Source organism: Paracoccus beibuensis, from assembly GCF_026162625.1.
In the GTDB taxonomy this organism is placed as follows: domain Bacteria; phylum Pseudomonadota; class Alphaproteobacteria; order Rhodobacterales; family Rhodobacteraceae; genus Paracoccus; species Paracoccus beibuensis.
Window position 1 is genome coordinate 1 of record NZ_JAOTBD010000007.1, and the last position, 20,029, is coordinate 20,029.

The 20,029-nt window shown below is 66.4% G+C and carries 16 protein-coding genes, 1 pseudogene and 1 riboswitch; of the genes and pseudogenes, 5 read left to right on the forward strand and 12 right to left on the reverse strand.

The window, feature by feature from the left end; all coding sequences use genetic code 11:
• Positions 1-270 precede the first annotated feature (270 nt).
• The 6 genes and pseudogenes from OC159_RS06660 to OC159_RS06685 form a co-directional block, all read right to left on the reverse strand.
• Positions 271-453: pseudogene (locus OC159_RS06660) on the reverse strand (WYL domain-containing protein); the annotation flags it as partial.
• Between the two features lie 531 nt (positions 454-984).
• Positions 985-2,025, reverse strand: a complete 1,041-nt coding sequence (gene fba, locus OC159_RS06665; protein WP_265500377.1) for a class II fructose-bisphosphate aldolase — start codon at positions 2,023-2,025, stop codon at positions 985-987.
• Between the two features lie 4 nt (positions 2,026-2,029).
• Positions 2,030-3,001 carry a class 1 fructose-bisphosphatase gene (locus OC159_RS06670; protein WP_265500378.1) on the reverse strand — a complete coding sequence of 324 codons (972 nt, stop codon included), beginning with the start codon at positions 2,999-3,001 and terminating at the stop codon, positions 2,030-2,032.
• Entirely contained in the window at positions 2,998-3,459 is a 462-nt protein-coding gene (gene derI, locus OC159_RS06675) for a D-erythrulose-4-phosphate isomerase (RefSeq protein ID WP_265500379.1), read from the reverse strand. The genes OC159_RS06670 and derI overlap by 4 nt, the downstream gene beginning before the upstream one ends.
• Entirely contained in the window at positions 3,456-4,217 is a 762-nt protein-coding gene (locus OC159_RS06680; RefSeq protein WP_265500380.1) for a triose-phosphate isomerase, read from the reverse strand. Before OC159_RS06680 ends, derI begins: the two co-directional genes overlap by 4 nt.
• Position 4,218: 1 nt before the next feature.
• Complete coding sequence (locus OC159_RS06685) at positions 4,219-4,983, reverse strand: DeoR/GlpR family DNA-binding transcription regulator (protein WP_265500381.1); 765 nt, start codon at positions 4,981-4,983, stop codon at positions 4,219-4,221.
• 129 nt (positions 4,984-5,112) lie between these two features.
• On the opposite strand from OC159_RS06685, the gene tkt reads away from it, so the two are divergent.
• Positions 5,113-7,137, forward strand: a complete 2,025-nt coding sequence (tkt, locus tag OC159_RS06690; RefSeq protein ID WP_265500382.1) for a transketolase — start codon at positions 5,113-5,115, stop codon at positions 7,135-7,137.
• Between the two features lie 130 nt (positions 7,138-7,267).
• On the opposite strand, the gene OC159_RS06695 is transcribed toward tkt, so the two are convergent.
• From OC159_RS06695 to OC159_RS06715, 5 genes are read right to left on the reverse strand one after another with little or no spacing between them, the layout of a single operon-like run.
• Entirely contained in the window at positions 7,268-8,218 is a 951-nt protein-coding gene (locus OC159_RS06695) for a sugar-binding transcriptional regulator (RefSeq protein WP_265500383.1), read from the reverse strand.
• On the reverse strand, positions 8,218-9,378 hold the full coding sequence (locus OC159_RS06700; protein WP_407674066.1) for an iron-containing alcohol dehydrogenase: 1,161 nt from the start codon (positions 9,376-9,378) through the stop codon (positions 8,218-8,220). Before OC159_RS06700 ends, OC159_RS06695 begins: the two co-directional genes overlap by 1 nt.
• A 12-nt stretch (positions 9,379-9,390) precedes the next feature.
• On the reverse strand, positions 9,391-10,323 hold the full coding sequence (locus OC159_RS06705; protein WP_265500385.1) for a sugar phosphate isomerase/epimerase family protein: 933 nt from the start codon (positions 10,321-10,323) through the stop codon (positions 9,391-9,393).
• 10 nt (positions 10,324-10,333) lie between these two features.
• Positions 10,334-11,845, reverse strand: a complete 1,512-nt coding sequence (locus OC159_RS06710) for a glycerol-3-phosphate dehydrogenase (RefSeq protein WP_265500386.1) — start codon at positions 11,843-11,845, stop codon at positions 10,334-10,336.
• A 1-nt stretch (position 11,846) separates the two neighbouring features.
• Positions 11,847-13,433 (reverse strand): FGGY-family carbohydrate kinase, encoded by a 1,587-nt coding sequence (locus OC159_RS06715; protein ID WP_265500387.1) that lies wholly within the window; start codon positions 13,431-13,433, stop codon positions 11,847-11,849.
• Positions 13,434-13,838: 405 nt separating this feature from the next.
• Here OC159_RS06715 and OC159_RS06720 point away from each other — a divergent pair, with 405 nt between their 5' ends.
• The 4 genes from OC159_RS06720 to OC159_RS06735 all read left to right on the forward strand — a co-directional run bounded on the left by OC159_RS06720 (position 13,839) and on the right by OC159_RS06735 (position 18,100).
• Entirely contained in the window at positions 13,839-14,492 is a 654-nt protein-coding gene (locus tag OC159_RS06720; RefSeq protein WP_265500388.1) for a DUF2291 family protein, read from the forward strand.
• The gene (locus OC159_RS06725) at positions 14,489-16,006 is read left to right on the forward strand and encodes a sugar ABC transporter ATP-binding protein (RefSeq protein ID WP_265500389.1); all 1,518 of its coding nucleotides are present in this window, start codon (positions 14,489-14,491) and stop codon (positions 16,004-16,006) included. The genes OC159_RS06720 and OC159_RS06725 overlap by 4 nt, the downstream gene beginning before the upstream one ends.
• A 19-nt stretch (positions 16,007-16,025) precedes the next feature.
• The gene (locus tag OC159_RS06730) at positions 16,026-17,063 is read left to right on the forward strand and encodes an ABC transporter permease (RefSeq protein ID WP_265500390.1); all 1,038 of its coding nucleotides are present in this window, start codon (positions 16,026-16,028) and stop codon (positions 17,061-17,063) included.
• A gap of 86 nt (positions 17,064-17,149) precedes the next feature.
• Positions 17,150-18,100: a D-ribose ABC transporter substrate-binding protein gene (locus OC159_RS06735; protein WP_322626714.1), complete on the forward strand. Its 951-nt coding sequence runs from the start codon at positions 17,150-17,152 to the stop codon at positions 18,098-18,100.
• Between the two features lie 1,229 nt (positions 18,101-19,329).
• Here the strand turns inward: OC159_RS06735 and OC159_RS06740 are convergent.
• A complete protein-coding gene (locus tag OC159_RS06740) occupies positions 19,330-19,800 on the reverse strand; it encodes a 6,7-dimethyl-8-ribityllumazine synthase (RefSeq protein ID WP_265500391.1) in 471 nt (156 codons plus the stop codon).
• Positions 19,801-19,873: 73 nt separating this feature from the next.
• Positions 19,874-20,004, reverse strand: a riboswitch (FMN riboswitch).
• Between the last annotated feature and the right edge of the window lie 25 nt (positions 20,005-20,029).

Consider the following 20,029-nt stretch of genomic DNA (forward strand, 5'->3'; position numbering starts at 1 on the left):
GCTGCAATCTCCCGCCAGAACCGGCACAGATGCTCACGCTGCCAGACTGGTGGCCGACTTGGCGAGGATAATTTGCGTCGCGTCGAACGCTCCGACTTCCGTCTTCCTGACATCAACAACACCTCCAATCATGGGGTCTTGCGACGACCGGTTGAATCTGCCTTCGCCCCCGTGGTCACAGTGAAGCCGCCACGCGAACTGTGTCCGGTCTGCCGTGCAAAGGGACAGGCGGTCAGAGCCACGGACATAGGTCCCCGCGCTCTTGTTCTAGACCACGTTGTCCGGTGCGAAGCCGATGTAGCGGTTCAGGTCGGTGGACGCTTGGTTCACCGAGACCCCGAACTGGTCCATCAGATCGCCGCGGTTCACATGTCCGTCCCAGAACAGGCGGAACTCTATGAACTCGAGGCGCTGCTCGACGCCCCAGCGCAGTTCCGACCTGTCGTTGTCCATCAAGCTCTCCCGGCCCGGTCGGTGCGCACGCTAACTATGCGCACCCGTTTTCTGTGCTCCTGGCCACCCTATCCGAGTGGCCAAGCGTGAGCACCCGAAAGCGGGCTTAAAGCAATTGAATTTGTTGGCGCTTCTTCTCGCACGTGCCCGGCGGTGTCCGGAGCTTCCAATGGCTCGTCAGCATCAGAGTCTTCTCCGCGGAGAACAAATATAAAGTGGTCGGGCGACCGTTGAGCGGTTCTTCTGGCGGCAACGGGCTTACAGCGTCCCGTTGATGCGCAGACTGTTACGGCAATCCCGTGCCGATCCAATCAGTACGGGAGAGAGTTCGGTATCTGTTACACTCCCTCCGCGACATAGCTGAACCGCGACCCGCTCTTTCCGTCCGCTCCGCGCATGATGACCCCCGCCGTCTTCTTCCAGGCAGCGAATCATGTTCTGCAATCCGCCTCGAGTGCCGACTGTTTCAGCGGCCTACTAGCGATCCACGACGATCGATCAGCGACCAGCTACGTTCGGCAGATATGGCCCTCAGGCGGCGTAGCGGGCCGCCATGGAGGTCAAGGGCAGCGGGCGCAGCTTGTCCGCCTGTCCGGCGGTGTTGAAGGCCTCGAAGCGGGCCTTGCAGATATCGGACATCATCTCCATGGCGGGCTTGAGGTACTTGCGCGGGTCGAACTCCGCGGGGTCGTTGACCAGCGTGCGGCGGATCGCGGCTGTCATCGCAAGGCGGTTGTCGGTGTCGATGTTGACCTTGCGTACGCCCGACCGGATGCCGCGCTGGATCTCCTCGACCGGGACGCCCCAGGTTGGGCGGATGTCGCCGCCATGGCTGTTGATGATCGCCTGCAGATCCTCGGGGACCGAGGAGGACCCGTGCATCACCAGATGCGTGTTGGGCAGGCGGCGGTGGATCTCCTCGATGACGTGCATCGCCAGGATCGCGCCGTCGGGCTTGCGCGTGAACTTGTAGGCGCCGTGGCTGGTGCCCATGGCGATGGCCAGTGCGTCGACACCGGTGTCCGCGACAAAGCGTACGGCCTCGTCCGGGTCGGTCAGCAGCTGGTGTTCGGCCAGCTTTCCTTCGGCGCCGTGGCCATCCTCCTGATCGCCCATGCCGGTCTCGAGGCTGCCCAGAACGCCCAGCTCGCCCTCGACCGAGACGCCGCAGGCATGGGCCATCTGCGTCACGCGACGGGTGATATCGACGTTGTAGTCATAGTCCGCCGGTGTCTTGCCGTCCGCCTTCAGCGACCCGTCCATCATCACGCTGGTGAAGCCGTTCTGGATGGCGGTCGCGCAGGTCTCCAACCCGTTGCCATGGTCCAGGTGCATGCAGATCGGGATGTCGGGAAAGGCGCGAGAGAGACCCTCGATCAGCCCGGCCAGAACCAGGTCGTTGGCATAGCTGCGCGCGCCGCGGCTGGCCTGCAGGATGACCGGGGACCGGGTTTCCTGCGCGGCCTTCATGACCGACAGGCCCTGTTCCATGTTGTTGATGTTGAAGGCGGGCACGGCATAGCCATGCTCGGCCGCGTGGTCCAGCAGCTGGCGCAGGGTGATCATGGCCATCGGGTCATCCTTTGTTGGCAAGGGCAGATTGGACGGCGGCGACCTCTTCCGTCGCGCCGAAGATCAGGGGTGTCATGTCGTGCAGGCCCAAGGGCTGGCGGTCCAGGATCGGGGCCTGCCCGTCGCTGGCCGCGCCGCCAGCCTGTTCGACCAGAAAGGCGATGGGCGCGCATTCGTAGTTCAGCCGCAGCCGGCCGCTTTCGTATCCCGGCCGCGCATCGGCGGGGTACAGGAACGCGCCGCCCTTCAGCAGGATGCGGTGCAGTTCGCCCACGGCGGCGGCCAGCCAGCGCATGTTGAAATCGCGCCCGCGCGGCCCGTCGCGACCCGCGCGCAGGTCCTGCGCCCAGACCTGCAGCCCCTTGGGCCAGTGCCGTTCGTTCGAGGCGTTGTAGGCGATGGTCGAAGCCTGGGGCTTCAGCCGCAGGTCCCGGCGCGAGACGTGGAACGTGCCGTCATGCAGGGTCGCGACATGCACCCCCTGCCCCGTGGACCATCCGAAATCGACCGAATGGCCGAAGGACGCATAGCCCGCCGCCACGACGGCCCGACCCGTGCGCAGAAAACCTTCGGGCGCGGCGGGAAGGATGCTGAAGAGCATCCCCAAGGGCGCACCGATGCCGATGCTGCCAGAACCATCGATCGGATCGATCGCGACGTCGAAGGCACCGCCGGAATGCAGTTCGATGACCTCTTCGGCCTCTTCCGACAGGACGCTGCGAACGCCGGCGGCGCGCAGGGCCGAGATCATGTGGTCGTGGGCCGCGACGTCCAGCGCCTTCTGCTTGTCGCCGCTGTCGTTGGTGCCGACGATGGCCTCGGGGTCGCCGTGCAGGCGACCGGCGGCGAGCCGCGCCGCCAGGGGCGGCAGCGCATCGGCGATGGCCAGAACGATGGCGGGGATACCGTCGTCCGCCAGCATGTCGGCCAGCGGCGCGCCCTGGACAGGCCCGTCGTTGGGAAGACGCAGCATCATGCCTTGTTGTACTTGGCATCGACCGCGTCAATGGCATCGACGTTGCCCGCGGACTTCCCGGCCTTATCAAAGTTCATCGTCTGCGCCAGCCAGGCGTCGGCGATGGTCTTGGCGACCTCGGCCCCGATGACGCGCGCACCCATGGTGATGATCTGCGCGTTGTTGGACAGCGCCGCACGCTCGGCCGAGTAGGTATCGTGAGTCAGCGCGGCGCGGATGCCGGGCACCTTGTTCGCCGCGATGCAGACGCCGATGCCGGTGCCGCAAACCAGGATGGCACGGTCATAGGTTCCGTCCATCACCTGCGACGCCACGCGGTCGGAGAGGCTCGCATAGAAGGCGTCCGGCCCTTCGTCGGTGCGGCTGATTTCGGCCACCTCGTGCTTGTCCTTGAGATATTCGGCCAGCACCTTGGCCAGACCCTCACCCGCGCTGTCGCCTGCAATTGCCAGTTTCATGCTTTGTCTCCGATGGTTGCGGCGCAGCGCGCCAGAATGTCCAGATAACCACCGACCGCCCAGGCCGAGCGGCCGATGAAAAGCCCGTCGATATGCGGGCAGGCGATCAGTTCCTCGCAGTTGCCGGGGTTGACCGAGCCGCCATAAAGGCAGGGCACCCGCCGCCCCAGCACGTCCTGCGCCACCTCGATGATCTCGGCCTGCCGCGCATCGGCATAGTCAGATGTCGCGGGGATGCCGTTCACGCCGATGGCCCAGACCGGCTCATAGGCCAGCAGGATCGTAGCATCCGTGCCCGCCACGCCTGCCAGAGCGCCGCGCACCTGGCGCTCCAGCACCTCCTGCGCGCGGCCGGATTCCCGTTCGGCCAGCGTCTCGCCGATGCAGATCAACGGCGTCAGGCCGTGGCGGACGGCTGCGGCGGTCTTGAGACCCACCGTCTCGTCCGTCTCTCCGAAGTGCTCGCGGCGTTCGCTGTGGCCCAGCTCGACCAGGTCAAGGTTGCAATCGGTCAGCATCACCGGGCTGACTTCCCCGGTCCAGGCGCCGGCGTCGTCCCAGTGCATGTTCTGCGCACCCACCTTGACCGACGTATTCGCCAGCATCGCCTTGACCTCGCGGCAGGCGGTAAAGGGCGGGATCACAAAGCGCTGGATGCGCGGGTCCTCGGGCGCGCCGATCAGGCCGCTGGCAAAGGCCTGCGCCTCGGCCAGGGTCTTGTTCATCTTCCAGCTGGTGCCGATCCAGAAATCCGTCATGTCAGTCCCTTGCAATTGTCAGCGCGATCCCCGCGCGGTCGATCACGGCGCGATCCTCCGGCGCGGGCGAGGCATCGGTGATGATGGCGTCAAAGGCCGACAGGTCGGCCAGCGCATGCAGCGCGCTGCGCCCGAAGCGGGCGTGGTTCACCAGCAGCACGCTGCGTTCGGCCGCCTCCATCATCGCCCGCTTGGCGCGCACCGCGTTGTCGTCCATGTGGAACGCCTGCAATCCAGCCACGGCAGGCGTGGAAATGAACGCCAGATCCGCCCGCAGCCCGGCCAGAGCGCCTTCGGTCACCATCCCGAAAAAGCCATTGAACTTGGCGCTGTAGATCCCGCCAAGCGCGATCAGCGTGACGCGGGGCGCGTCCTTCAGCCGCTCGATCACGGCAGCGTTGTTGGTGATGACGGTCAGCGGCGCATGTTCCGTCAGGCTGCCGCCCAGAAGCGCCGCCATCGACCCGTCGTTGACCATCACGGTCATCCCCGGCTCGACCAGGTCCAGCGCCGCGCGCGCCATACGGGCCTTGGCTTCGCTGTCCTGCAATTCGCGGATGCGAAAGTCGCTTTCGAACTGGGTGCCGGCCTCGATGGTCGCGCCGCCGCGGACCTTGCGCAGCAGGCCCGCCTGTTCAAGATCGTCGAGGTCGCGGTGGATGGTCATCCGACTGACCGCGAACCGGTCGGCCAGGTTGTCCAGATCGACCGCCCGCGCCGACACCAGCACGTCCATGATCGCCTGTCTGCGCTCTTCGCGTTTCATCGGTTCTCTCCCGTTGCCGGTCTTGTAACAGCAAAACGGCACAATGCAACATTGATTATGTTACTTTGTGATTTATTCTTGTGACGAGCCGTCACTGCTGCTATGTCCTCCGCGAAACCGGAGGACGCCATGCCGCTAGACACCCCCAAAGACCCCGCCATTGCCGCCAAGGCCGATCTTGACCCGCAGAACTTCGCGCTGGCCAACTGCATCCGCGCGCTGACCATCGATGCCGTGAACGCCGCGAATTCCGGCCATCCCGGTGCGCCGATGGGCATGGCCGATGCTTCCACGGTGCTGTTTCGCAACCATCTGAAGTTCGACGCCTCCAACCCTGACTGGCCGGACCGCGACCGCTTCGTGCTGTCGAACGGGCACGGGTCCATGTTGCTCTACAGCCTTCTGCACCTGACGGGTTACGAAGACATGACGCTGGAGCAGGTAAAGAACTTCCGCCAGTGGGGCGCGATCACGGCGGGCCACCCGGAATATGGCCACGCCAAGGGGATCGAAACGACGACCGGTCCCCTGGGTCAGGGCATTGCCACCGCTGTCGGCATGGCGCTGGCCGAACGCGCCCTGGCTGGTGAATTTGGCGATGACCTGGTCGACCACCACACCTACGTCATGCTGGGCGACGGATGCCTTCAGGAAGGCATCGGGCAAGAGGCGATCAGCCTGGCTGGCCACCTCGGCCTCGGCAAGCTGATCGCGCTCTATGACGACAACTCGATCACGATCGACGGGCCGACCTCGATCAGCTTTTCCGAGGATGTTCCCGCGCGTCTGGCCGCCTGTGGCTGGCATGTCCAGACCTGCGACGGCCATGACGCCAAGGCGCTGGACGCGGCCATCGCCTCCGCCAAGGCCGAGATCGACAAGCCGTCGCTGATCGCAATGAAGACGATCATCGGCTTCGGGTCGCCCAACCGCGCCGGCACCTATTCGGTCCACGGCGCACCCTTGGGTAAGGATGAGGCCGCGCTGACCAAGGAAGCGCTTGGCTGGGTCGCCGAACCGTTCCAGATCCCCGAGGATCTGGCCGCCGAATGGCGCTCGATCGGCGCCCGCGGCGCCGAGGCACGGCAGGCCTGGGAAGGCCGTCTGGCCGCGTCCCCGCGCGGCGATGCGCTGACGCAGCGCCTGTCGGGCGATCTGCTCAAGGGCTATGACGCCGCCGTCAACGCCGCTCGCGATGCGCTGTTCGCCGACCCCAAGAAGGCCGCCACCCGGAAGGCCAGCCAGATGGCGCTGGAGGCCTTGGCCCCGGCAGTGCCCGCGATGATCGGCGGCTCGGCCGACCTGACCGGATCGAACCTGACCCGCGTGAAGGCGGTGGACAGCCAGTACACCAAGGACGCGCCCGGCCGCTATATCGGCTATGGCGTGCGGGAATTCGGCATGGCCGCCGCCATGAACGGCATCAACCTCCATGGCGGCTTCATCGCCTATGGCGGGACGTTCCTGGTCTTCTCGGACTATGCCCGGAACGCGATCCGCCTCTCGGCTCTGATGGGGGTCGGCACGATCTATGTCATGACCCATGACAGCATCGGCCTGGGCGAAGACGGCCCGACCCACCAGCCGATCGAGCATCTGGCGTCCCTCCGCGCCATCCCCGGCCTGACGGTCCTGCGCCCCGCCGACACGGTCGAGACGCTGGAGGCGTGGGATATCGCGATCCGCAACCGCAAGGTCCCGTCGCTGCTGGCGCTGTCGCGTCAGGACGTCCCGCAGCTGCGGTTGCAGGCGGGGTCCGAGAACCTGACCGCGAGGGGCGCGTATGTGATCCGCCAGTTCGGCGAGGGCCGCGACGTCACCCTGATCGCGACCGGAACCGAGGTGGCCATCGCCGTCCAGGCCGCCGAGGCGCTGCATGCCGAAGGCATGTCCGTCGCGGTCGTGTCAATGCCCAGTTGGGAGCTGTTCGATGCGCAGCCCGAGGCGTATCGCGCCGAGGTGCTCGGCATCGCCCCGCGCATCGCCGTCGAGGCCGCCGGCAAGTTCGGCTGGACGCGCTACGTCGCGTCGGAAGACGACGTGATCGGCATGAACGGGTTCGGCGCCTCGGCCCCGATCGACCGTCTCTACAAGGAATTCGGCATCACTGCCGATGCCATTGTTGAACGCGCGAAGCACCTGACGAACCGCTGATCAACCAAGTGGACGAGGCCGCAAGCGGCCTCGACGCGATCCTCCCCGCGCGCAACGCGCGCGGGGCCCAGCGGCAGCGACCGGACCGGGCTTTGCCCGGTCCGTCCTGGTTCCGGTCCAAGATGTCTCTTCAGGCGGCAAGTGCCCGTGCGGTCGCTTCATCGGTGATAAGCCCCGCCAGCAGGCCGCTTTTCAGCACTGCGCGGATCGCTGCCTGCTTTTCGGGTCCGCCGGCGATGACGACGATGTGCTGCTTGGTCGAACGGGCCAACTCGACCGAAAGCGTCCTCGCGCTCAGCGTGGTTTCTAGCATGTTTCCTTGGGCGTCGAAGAAGTGGCCCATCATTTCTCCGACACCTCCGGCGGCGTTGATCTCGGCGATCTCGCGCCGCTCGATCATGCCGGACGCGACCAGCTGCGCACCTGCATCGGCCGTGCCCATTCCCACCAGCTTCAACGTGGCGCTGGCCGAAAGGTCGAAGATGTCCCGAACACCCGGTTGCGCCAGCAGGATCGCGCGATCGCTTTCCGAGTTTGCGAAGAAGGGCACCGGCAGGACGAAGGCCTGCGCACCCGTCTTCTCGGCCAGACTGTGCATGACGTCATGCGGATTTGCGGCATAGTTGCGCGTCAGGCCACCCAGAACCGACACGAAGCGCACGCCCCGGGCGTCAAAGCGCGGCAGCTGGTGCACGGCCGCGGCCAAGGTCCGGCCATGACCAAGGCCGATGACAGGGTGCTCTCCCCGCTCAATTTCGCGGCGCAAGAATGCCGCCCCTGCCAGCCCGAGCGCCCGCATCGGGATGCCATCCTCGCCCAGGTCGGGGGCCACTTCGCAGCTGGAAAGCCCATAGCGGGAGCAGAGCTGGTCTTCCAGCCGGGCGCACTCGACGATCTCGCCATCGATCGAGACCTTCACCACGCCATCAGCAACCGCCCGCGCGATCAGGCGGTGCGCCTTGACGCTCGGCAGGCCAAGCCGCTTGGCCACTGCCGCCTGCGTCAGGCCGCCGGCGTAATGCAGCCAGGCCGCCCTTATCGCCAGGCTCTGCTCGGGGTCCTCGGGGCCGCGCCGCGCCATTACCCGGCCTCCTGCATCAGCGCCCGCAGGTCGGCTACGCTCAGCCGTGCCGGGTTTGCCTTCATCGACGACGAACTCGCCGCCGCCTCGGCACTCGCGGCCTGCGCTTCGGCATCTATGCCGAGGGCGGAGAGCGTCGGAAGCCCCTGCTGTCGCGACCACTGCACCAGCAGCCGCGCCGCCTCTTCGACCGAGGCGTCACGCTGTCCCAACGCCTGGCCGATCCAGGCCCCGACCTCGTTCAACCGTGCCGCCAAAGCGTCATCGGTCACGGCGCGACGGTTGGCGACCAGCACATGCGGCAGTAGTGCGCCGCAAATGGCGCCATGAGGGGCGCCTGTCATCCCTCCCAGTGGCCCCGCCAGACCGTGCACCGCGCCCAGTCCCGAATTTGCCAGGGCCAGTCCGCCGCAAAGGCTGACCCAGGCCATGTCGTCACGCGCCTTTGGATCCTCGGACTGCATCAGGCGCACCAGCGCGGACAGCCCCCGCGGGATCGCATCGCGGCAGAGCGCGTCGGTCAGCGGGTTCGACTTCGTGCAGATATACGGTTCGATCACCTGCGTGACGGCATCGAGCCCCGATGCGAGAGTCACCGTCCGCGGACACCCGTCCGTCAACGCCGGATCGACGATGGCCAGACGGGGCAGCATTCGCTGATCGCGCAGGCTGACCTTGCGCGCACGGTCCGGCACGCCGATCACCGCGTTCCGCGTCACCTCGGCTCCGGTGCCGGCCGTCGTCGGGATGGCCACGAAGGGCAACGGCGGATGGTCCAGCGGAAGTCCCCGCCCCACCACCTCCAGATGGTCCAGCATCGGCCGTGTCGCCGGCAGCAGGGCGGCGATGGCCTTGCCCGCGTCGACGGCCGCACCGCCGCCCATGGCAACGACGACATCGGTGCCAGACGCCGCCCGGACGCCTTGGTCGATCAGCGCCATGTCGGGCTCTCGCGGAACCGTGAAGGATGTCACCGCACAACCAGCCCCACGCAAAGCCTGCACCAGCGCTTGGCTGCGCGATGGGTCCCGGCCGTGCACCAGAAGCACCTGCCACCCCAGCGCAACAATCCGCGCCGGAGCGGCGGCAACCTGACCGCGACCAAAAAGAATCTCGGTCGCGGTGACGAAGGCGAAGGGGCTGGCCACGGGTCGATCCATCGTTGATGACGCTCAGATATTCAGCTTATCGGCCCCCGTGTCGACATACGGCGCCCAGAAGGCGACACTTTCAGCAATCTGAGCGATCACCTGCCGGTCGTTCGGCTCCCGCTCCTTGAAGCTCAGTTCCAGGCAGATCTCGTTGTCTTGGGCCCCGCCCTCGGCGAAGGCGGCCAGCAGGGGTCCGGGCTGGATGCGGCCCTTGGCGTTGAACTCGGCAGTGAAGGGCCGATGGCCGCCCTTGTCCATCAGAGACTGCTTGATGTGGATGATGGGGCTTGCCTTCGGCACCGCCCGCGCCCAGGCATAGGGGTCCAGGTCGTCGGGATCGGCGCTGGTCACGTCGCCATGGTCGATGTCAGCCATCATCCACATGGGGATCGCCATGTCGGCCGCCGTCAGCCGATCCTGCAGTGCCATGGCCTCGGCGATCGTTTCGCCGAATTCCCGGCCGATGCTCATCGGTTCCCAGAAGACGTATTCCAGTCCGGCTGCTCGGCCATGCTCGGCCACCTCGGCCCAGCAGTCGATGGCGATGCGGGTCAGGTCCTCGCGCCGCGCGGGATCGTCGAAGTCGCGATAGGTGAAGATCGCGAACTGTGTGCCGACGCTGCGCCCGCCCAGGTCGGCGGTGATGTCGGCAAACGTCTTGAACCAGTCGACATAGTAGCGGCGCACATCAGCGTCCGGATGTCCGAAGTGATTAAGCCGCCCATAAGGGCCGGTCATGCCGCTGGTCACGCGCACACCGGTGCGGTCCAGCGCGCAGCCCATGTTGCGCGTCAGGCGGCGGATCACCGGGGCCGGCCAGCCGGGGTTGATGAATTCGTGCGTCAGCTGCAGGTCGCGGATGCGCAGGTCGCGGGCGACCGTGTCGATCAGATCGTCGGGCTCCGCGAAACGGTTGACCAGCGGGTTGGTGTTCAGGGACAGGGTCAGGGGCATCGGGGTCCTTTCAGGCAGCCTGCGCCAGGTCTGAAGCGTTGAACCAGTCGGCAAAGGCCGCCTGCTGGTCGTCGGTCAGGTGCAGGTAGTGCTTGGTGCGGCGCTTCAGGATATCTTCGGGCGTCTGCGCCCATTCCTTTGCGACCAGGTACCGCGCCTCGGCCTCGTAGAACTGACCGCCGAAGTGGCGTCCCAGGCCCGACAGGGTCATCGCCCCGGCCACCACGTCGCGCGTCCGCGTGCCATAGAGGTGGCCATAGTGCTGGACCAGCGGGCGCGGCATCCACGGGTAAAGTTCTCTCAGCAGGTTGGCGAAGCTTTCGAAATCGGCATTCGGAATGTCGCCGCCCGGCAGCGGCGCCTCTCCCGTCCATTCCGACCCCATCTTCGGGAACACGCCCTTCAGACGGTTCATGCCGCGTTCGGCCAGTTCGCGGAACGTGGTGATCTTGCCGCCGAAGACGTTCATCAGCGGCGCACCGCCCGTCCGGTCCAGGTCGAAGACATAGTCGCGCGTCACCGCCGACGGATTGCCCTGCCCGTCGTCGAACAGCGGCCTGACCCCCGAGAACGTCTGCAACACGTCCTGCCGCCGCAGCTTTTCCTTGAAGTAGCGGTTGACGGCGGCCAGCAGGTACTCGATCTCGGATTCGTCGGCCTGCACGTCCTCGGCCCGGCCCTCATAGGCGATGTCGGTGGTGCCGATCAGCGCCTTGTCGCCCTCGTAGGGGTTGATGAAGATCACCCGCTTGTCGTGGTTCTGGACAAGATAGGCGTGGTTGCCCGCCCACCATTTCGGCACGATGATGTGGCTGCCCTTGACCAGGCGCACGTTGCGGGTGGAATTCGACCCGGCGACCCGGGTGATGAAGTCGCTGACCCAGGGACCCGCGCAATTGACCACGCAGCGGGCGCGGAAGATGCGCTCCTCTCCGGTCGCCTCGTTCCTGGTGGTGACGGTCCAGGCGCCGTCCTCGCGCCGGGCCGAGGTGCAGGCGCTGCGGGTCAGCACGGTTGCGCCGCGCTCGGCCGCGTCGACTGCGTTCAGCACCACCAGACGCGAATCATCCACCCAGCAGTCGCTGTATTCGAAGCCCTTGTGGTACTTGCGCAGCAACGGCGCGCCTTCGGGCGCTCGGTGCAGGTCCAGCGTGCGCGTGCCTGGCAGCCGCTTGCGACCACCGAGGTTGTCGTAAAGAAACAGCCCCAGCCGCACCAGCCAGGCGGGTCGGTCGTCGGGGCTGTGCGGCAGCACGAAGCGCATCGGCCAGATGATGTGCGGGGCGCTGTTCATCAGCACCTCGCGCTCGATCAGTGCCTCTCGGACCAAGCGGAACTCATGGTATTCCAGGTAGCGCAGGCCACCATGGACCAGCTTGCCGGAGCGGGATGAGGTGCCCTGCGCCAAGTCGTCCTTTTCGCACAGCACGACAGATAGGCCGCGCCCGGCCGCGTCACGGGCGACGCCTGCACCGTTGATGCCGCCGCCGATCACGAACAGGTCGATCGTTTCCTGGGTCATCTCATTCTCCTGTCGTTGTCTCGCGCAGCCGGGCCAGCCTGTCCCAGACGGGCGGCATCGCGGCGCGGGTCGCGGTGAAGGCCGGGAACATCCGGTCGTAACGTTGCGCCAAGGCGGGATCGGGCTGTTCCGCCGCGCCTAGAAGCGGCGTCACCCATTCGGCAACGCAGGCGTCCATGTCGGAATAGGCGCCGATGGCCACGGCGGCCATCATCGCGGCACCCGCCGCCCCGGCCTCGTCGCGCTCCGACACTCGCACCGGCGCGTTGAGGCAGGCTGACAGCATGCCGCGCAGCGCGGGCGACCGTGCGGCCCCGCCCGTCAGGCGCAGTTCGGATGGCAAGGGTCCCATGGCGGCATAGCAGTCGCGCATCGACATTCCCAGCCCCTCGGCCACGGCCCGGACAAGATCGGGATAGCGGTGCCCCGCCGACAGCCCGGCAAAGCCTGCCCTCGCGTCCGCGTTGACGAACGGCCCCCGCTCGCCCGCATCCGAGATATAGGGATGATAGAGGATCTGCCCCGGCTTCGCCTGCGCCAGCCAGCCCTCCAGATGCGCAACGAGGTCGCGATGCGTCACCGCCTGCCCCATGTCGGACATGATCCCGGCGGCGATGGACAACACCCAGTCCAGGTTCAGCGTCGCCGCCATGTTGGTCTGTACCTGCGTGACGACGCCCGGAACCGGCAGGCAGATCACATAGCCGGTGCCGTGATCGTTCAGGTGCACCCGGTCCGAGGGCACCGCCCGCAGGTGGACGCCCGTCGATCCCACGGTCGAACAGGCCACGTCGCCGGCCCCGCCGACCACGCCCGCACCCATTGCGGTCATGACCATGTCGACATAGCCCAGGCTGACGGGCGTTCCCGCCAAAAGCCCCGTCTGGCGGGCAGCACCGGCGGTCAGCGGGTAGGTGATCTGCGTGCCGTCGATGATCTGGGGCAGCAGGTGGCGCCGGGCGGCAAGGCCCAGCGCCTCGATTACGGTGTCGTCGTAGCGGCGCGTGCGAAAATCGCCGAAGGTGAAACTCGCCTCGGACGGGTCGGTCGCGCGCACCCCTGTCAGGTTCAGATAAAGCCAGTCCTTGCAGTGCAGCGCGACCTCGGCCCGGTCCAGCAGGTCGGGATGGTGCGCATCCATATGCGCCATCTGCGCGCCCTGCTGGCAGGTGTTCAGCCCGGTGCCCGTCGCTTCGAACCGGACGCGGTTCAGGGGACCGCCCGCCAGCCGCGCGACCGTCGGCGCAGCGCGGGCGTCCAGCCACAGCCAGGCATCGCCTACGGGACCGTCGCGGCCGACAAGCCAGGTGCCGTCGCCCTGTGCGGTCACCGACAGGGCGGCCGCCCGCGCTGCCAGGTCCGGCACCTTGTCGCCAAGCCCCCGCAGCGCAGAGGCGCAATCTGCCCATGTCTGCTCCAGCCCCTGAACGGCCGAGCCGTCGGGGCCGGCAATGTAACGGTTCGTGACCGAAGCGGCGCCGATCTGGCGCCCGGACAGGGTAAATGCCACGGCCTTGATGACCGAGGTTCCCGCGTCGATGCCGATCAGGACATCGCGCCCGTCGACCGGTGCGCCGCTTGGTGTCATCACCCCTCCTTCTGCGGGCAAGCGCCACGCATCCTTCATTCGACTTATAACACGGCGATCTCACATGACATGCATTTTTTTACGGACACAGCAATTTATTTCAGTTAGAGTCACCTGATACAGCGCCCGAACGACCGCAGGAACAGGCGGTTCCATCGCTGACCGATCGGAGGGGAGGCCGGTCCTGATGAACAAGGTTCCCGGAACACGTCGGCACATCCGCCTGTCGTCTGCAAGGCGACAGGGCGATCAGGTGCCGCCGCAACCCCATGCGGGTGACGTGGTGCATCCATATGCTCAAGCTCGCTCTTGCCTCACGGCGTCGGTCGCACGAACCTTGTGCGAGATGACGGTGTTCGGCGCCTGCCCGACTACTCCCACCCCCTGCCAGTCCGAGGCCAGACCATGACCATGTCCGCCCCCGCCCCCAAGGCCCCAGCTTCGTCGCGCCGTGGCCTCTACCTGTCGTTGATCCTGGGCGCCGCCGTCCTGGGCGCCATCGCGCTCGACACGACCGTGGTGCGCGTCGGTTCGGAATCGGACGTGCGCCAGCAGGCGTTTTCCCCCGATGCCTATGGCGCCGAGGCATTTCCGCGCATCCGTGACGTCGTGATCGAACGGGCCGTGCCCGCGACTGATCTGGCTGCCGCCATCGGTGCCGACCAGGAGGCCGCCGTCGCGGAATACGGCACCCCCGCCTCGACCGGGGCGATCATGATGACGACCGTGACGGGCGTTGCGGGAGAACCGCGCGCCGGCGTCTATCCCCTGACCGTCGATGGCCTGCCCGAGGATCTGACCGTTCGCGTTCAGACAGGCCCGGCGATCAATGGCACCGACCTTCGCGACGCGCCGGGCGACATCGCCTTTGGCGAGTTCAAGAACCAAATCGAATACCAGGACGCCGGGTCGGGCATCAACCGCGCCATGGCGGCCGAGGTGCTGGCGCCGATCGACACGGCAAACCTAACCGGCAAGCAAGTCACCGTCACCGGCGCGTTCCGCCTGATCAACCCGCGCAACTGGATGATCACCCCCGTCGCGATGGAGGTCCAATGACCCGCGAGACCACAGACGAAGTCGTCCTCGCCGCCCGCAACGTCGCCAAGTCCTATGGCCAGGTGCATGCGCTGAAGGGCGTCAACTTCGACATCCATCGCGGCCAGGTCACCACCCTGTTTGGCGAAAACGGCGCGGGCAAGTCCACGCTGATGAAGATCCTGTCGGGCGTGATCCAGCCGACCACCGGACAGATCGTGCTGGACGGGCAGCCGGTGGCCTTCGCCAATGCAAATGACGCGCGCGACCGGGGGATTTCCATCATCCATCAGGAACTGTCGCTGGCCCCGAACCTGTCGGTGCGCGACAACATCTTCATGGGCCGAGAGATCAAGGGCCCCACCGGCGTCGACTTCGCCGAGGAGGAACGCCAGGTCCGCGCCCTGATGGAGGAGCTGGAGGAAGACATCCACCCGCTAACCCCGGTCGAGGACCTGCGCCTCGGCCAGCAGCAGATCGTCGAGATCGCCCGCGCCTTGTCGGTGGACAGCCGCATCCTGATCATGGACGAACCGACCAGCGCGCTGTCGGCATCCGAGGTCGAGGTGCTGTTCAAGGTGATCCGCGACCTGACCGCCAAGGGCGTCAGCATCGTCTATATCTCGCACCACCTGGAAGAGGCGCTGACCATCACCGACCACGCCGTGGTGCTGCGCGACGGCAACATGACCGCCTATGCCCCGCGGGCCGAGATCGACCTCGACTGGATCGTGCGCAACATGGTGGGCGAGAACTATGACCTAGGATCGCCCCCGCAGACCATGATCGGCAAGGTTGCCCTGTCGATCCGCGACCTGTCGGTGCCGGACACGACCGGGCAGGACCTGGTGCGCGGCATGAACCTGAACGTCCGCGAAGGCGAGATCGTCTGCATCTATGGCCTGATGGGCGCCGGCCGGACCGAACTGCTGGAAACCGTCGCCGGCCGGCTGTCGGCGTCGGGCGGGGAAATCGTGCTGGAAGGGCACGAGATATCGCACCTGTCCATCGCCGAACGCATCGCCCGTGGGCTGGCCTTGGTTCCCGAGGATCGACAGCGCGACGGCCTGGTCCAGACCATGAGCGTCGGTCAGAACCTGTCGCTGGCCTCGATCGGGCGCTTCACGCGCGGGATGTTCACCAGCCGCCGCGACGAACGGCAGCTGATCGACGATTCGATCCGGCAGGTGACGGTCAAGACATCAGGCGGCCATGCCGCCATCGGGTCGCTGTCCGGCGGCAACCAGCAGAAAGTCGTGATCGGCAAGATCCTCGCGACACAGCCCCGCGTCATTTTGCTGGACGAACCGTCGCGCGGCATCGACATCGGCGCCAAGGCCGAGGTCTTCAGGCTGCTGGCCGAAGGCGCGCGGCAGGGGCTGGCGGTCATCTATTCGACCTCCGAAGTCAGCGAGTGCCTGTCCATCGCGCACCGCATCATCGTCATGCACAAGGGCCGCATCTCGGCCGAATTCGACAGCAGCGTTTCCAAGGAAAAGATCATGGCCGCCTCGGGCGAGTCCGTGGCCGCCTGAGACCGCGAGGGAGGAACCCATGTCCGCAACCACCACCACCGCCCCCGCGAAAGGCCGCCAGATGAACATCGGCCGCCTGCTGCTGGAGGGGCGCGCCTTTTTCGCCCTGATCGCCATCATCGCGGTCTTTTCCTTCCTGTCGCCGAACTACTTCACGCTTGGCAACTTCCTGATCATGTCCAGCCAGGTTGCGATCTTCGGCATCCTGTCCGTGGGCATGCTGCTGGTGATCCTGAACGGCGGCATCGACCTGTCGGTGGGATCCATCCTTGCGCTGGCGGGCGTCTGCGCCGGCGCCATGATGCAGGGGATCGAGATCGACGCGCTTGGCGTCATCCTCTACCCGCCGGTCTGGGCGGTCGTGGTGCTGACGCTATGCGTGGGCGCGGCGGTCGGCGCGGTGAACGGCGTACTGGTCGCCTTCTTCAAGGTTCCGCCCTTCGTCGCCACGCTCGGCGTCATGTACGTGGCGCGGGGTGTCGCGCTGCTGATGACGAACGGGCTGACCTACAACAACCTCCGCGGTTCCGAGGAACTGGGTAACACCGGCTTCAACTGGCTGGGTTTCTATCGCCTCGGGGGGGTGCCGATCAGCGTGATCGTCCTGGCGGTGATTGCCATCGCAGCGGGGCTGATGCTGCAGCGGTCGGCCTTCGGGCGCTGGCTCTATGCCTCGGGCGGGAACGAACGTGCGGCTGAACTGTCGGGTGTGCCGGTCAAGCGGGTCAAGATCACCGTCTATGTCGTGTCCGGCATGCTGGCCGCCGTCGCGGGCCTTGTGCTGGCCTCGCAGCTGACCTCGGCCGGGCCGACGGCGGGGATGACCTATGAACTGACGGCCATTGCCGCGGTCGTGATCGGCGGCGCGGCCCTGACGGGCGGGCGCGGCAACGTGCGCGGCACGATGCTGGGCGCTTTCGTGATCGGCTTCCTGTCGGCGGGCCTGGTGATCATCGGCGTCAGTTCGTATTGGCAGACGGTCTTCACCGGTGCGGTGATCGTTCTGGCCGTGCTGATGAACTCGCTTCAATACGGCGGCGGCGCCCGCAAGGGCTGACCCCGCATCCGGAATTCGCCCCGGGCCGGGCAGGCCCGCGGCGGGAACGCTGCCCAAGCGGCACAACCACCCAAAGGGAGAGAGAGATGATGAAGATGACGCGTCGGATGCTGATGGCGGCCGTGGCCACCGTGCCGCTGATGGCCGGCTCGGCCTGGGCCGAGGGGCTGATCACCGTGATCGTAAACGATCCAGCCAACCCCTACTGGTTCACCGAAGGCGAGGTCGCCAAGGCCACCGCCGAGGAACTGGGCTATACCGCCAACGTGGCCGCCCATCGCGGCGACACCAATACCGAAAGCACGCTGATCGACACCGCGATCACCAACCAGTCGGTCGCGATCATCCTGGACCCGGCCAACGCCGACGGTTCGGTCGGCGCCGTCCAGAAGGCCGTCGATGCGGGCATCCCGGTGTTCCTGGTCAACGCCGAGATCAACCAGGAGGGCCTGGCCAAGGCGCAGCTGGTGTCGAACAACGCCCAGGGCGCGGCGCTTGGTGCACAGGCCTGGGTCGAGGCGATGGGCACCGAGGGCGGCAAGTACGTCGAACTATTCGGCGCACCGTCCGACAACAACGCCCAGACCCGGTCGAACGGCTACGAGACCGTGCTGAGCCAGTACCCCGAATACGAAAAGGTCGGCGAGGAAGTCGCCAACTGGGATCGTACCGAAGGCTATCAGAGCATGCAGTCGCTGTTGCAGGCGAACCCTGACATCAACGGCGTGATTTCGGGCAACGACGAGATGGCACTCGGTGCGATCGCGGCACTGAAAGAGGCGGGCCAGCTGGAGAACATCGTGGTCGGCGGCTTCGACGGCTCTCCGGACGCGGTGGACGCGGTGAAGGCCGGAGAGATGGCCTATACTGTTCTCCAGCCCGTCGCGATCTTCAGCGAGGAGGCCGTGCGCCAGGCCGACAACTTCATCAAGACCGGCGAGACCGGTGTCGACGTCGAAAAGCAATTGTTCGATTGCCTGCTGATCACGCCCGAGAACGTCGATCAATACAGCGCGCCCTTCGTGCTGGACCAGTGACGCCGTCCGGGGGCGCGGGAAACCGCGTCCCCATCACCACCAGACACATCTGAACGAGCAGCGGTTATCGCCTGGGAAGTTCGCGTCTGAGAGCCGCACGGACCCTCGCCGGCGGGTCGCCCGGTTCCCCAATGTCTAGGGCCGCCTGCGGATCGACACCTCACGAGGGGGTTCGGAAACAGCCCGCTGTCGCCGATCGCGACCTCGAGGAGCTGGTAGAGCCCCGAGGCGACCCGCGGATGATATCGATAGTCGCGAAGCAACTCGGCCATCGCCACGCTTGACGGCCGTCCTTCGGCACGATCACGAGCGTCAGGAGAGTGTCATTCGCAGTGATCAGCATGGAATCGTCCACCTGCGGAGCCACGGAACGGCGGCTCGGCGACCGCGTCACCGCGACTGCCCACAGACGCATCATCGCGAAGCCAGACAACTTTGACGAGGTGCCCTGCCCGCGCGGAAACCTCTCTAGCAGCTGAAGAGTGCATCGCTATGGCGGTCATCTCATAATTCTCGGGCTGACAGGGCGCGGCGGGCACCAGCCAATTCGATCAATGCGCCGCGCAGCTGCAGCAAACTGCGGATAAGGACCGGGATCTACGACGCCGGCGACCGATACCGACTGATGAAGTGACACCAGATCCGGTCATAAGCCTGTCTAGCGGACGATCTCGTTCCTGACGCGTCTCGTCGCGGCGGCCGCCCGGTATCATGCAGCCGCTGCCACTGCGCCCACTGGTGTGGGAGGTTGGCTAGGACTGCAGGCGCGTAATCTCGTCATGGCTCGTGCTGAACCACGGGCGCGTCACGAACTCCGACGAGGCAAGTCGCACGGCTTGAGGAAATTCTACGCGGCGGCGGGCGCAATGCGACCTCGGATGCGGCAGAACGGGCGAACCGGTCGCGGCGCCGCGGAGGGCGACCGCTTGGCTGGGGGCGCTGCTGACATACCGTGACGCCGCCGCCAAGCTGACGGCAGGGGCGTCACCGCAAATGGCGCAGGTCTTGACCATAGTGGGCGGAGGCCCGACCGACTGGTCTGGAACGAGCAGGCGCGTACGCTGCCTTGATCTTGCGCCTGATGGGACAGTCGGCCAGCTGCCGCGGCCTGACCTGTCGGCCATCGCCGGTCTCTCTCCCGCTGCGCCAGACCACAGCGAACTCTCGCGCGAGGAGAAACCTGAGCAGATGCAGACGACGCTGCCGACGCGGCATCGTCTGCGAAGGGATCAGGCGGCGTCGGCCTGATCCAATGCGGCTAGCCGACCCTCGACCGCCAGCATCTGGGCCACGGCGTTGGCGGCCTCGGCGCCCTTCTTGACGAAGTGCTCGCGGTAGAAACCCGTCAGCAGCTCGGTCTCCTGATAGTTATGCGGCGTCAGCGAGACCGAGAAGCACGGCACACCGGTTTCAAGCCCCGCCTGCATCAAGCCTGACACGACGGCCTGCGCAACGAAGTCATGGCGATAGATGCCGCCGTCCACGACCAGTGCTGCGGCGACCACGGCGTCATACTTGCCGGTCTGGGCCAGCTTCTTGGCCAGCAGCGGCATCTCGAACGCGCCAGGAACGTCCCAGCCTTCGACCTGGGCGCCGGGAATCAGGTGGGCGGCTTCGGCCAGGAAACCGTCATGGGCGCGGTCCACGACATCGGCGTGCCAGCGGGCCTTGATGAAGGCGATACGGGGGGATTTGGTCATCTTTCAGGAACCTTACGATACGTTGCGTCAGGTCCCAAGGCAATCACCACGCATGGCCCCGGGACGGGCCAGGCGCGGTTCTCTTTCATCCGGACTATACCGTCGGCCCCGGAGTTTCACCGGATCTGCTGACCCCTTCCACCGGAAGGGCGCTCGCGGGCTGTGACCGCCGGTGGGGAATTTCACCCCGCCCTGAGAACAGGTTCAAGATAGACCGTGCCACGACCGC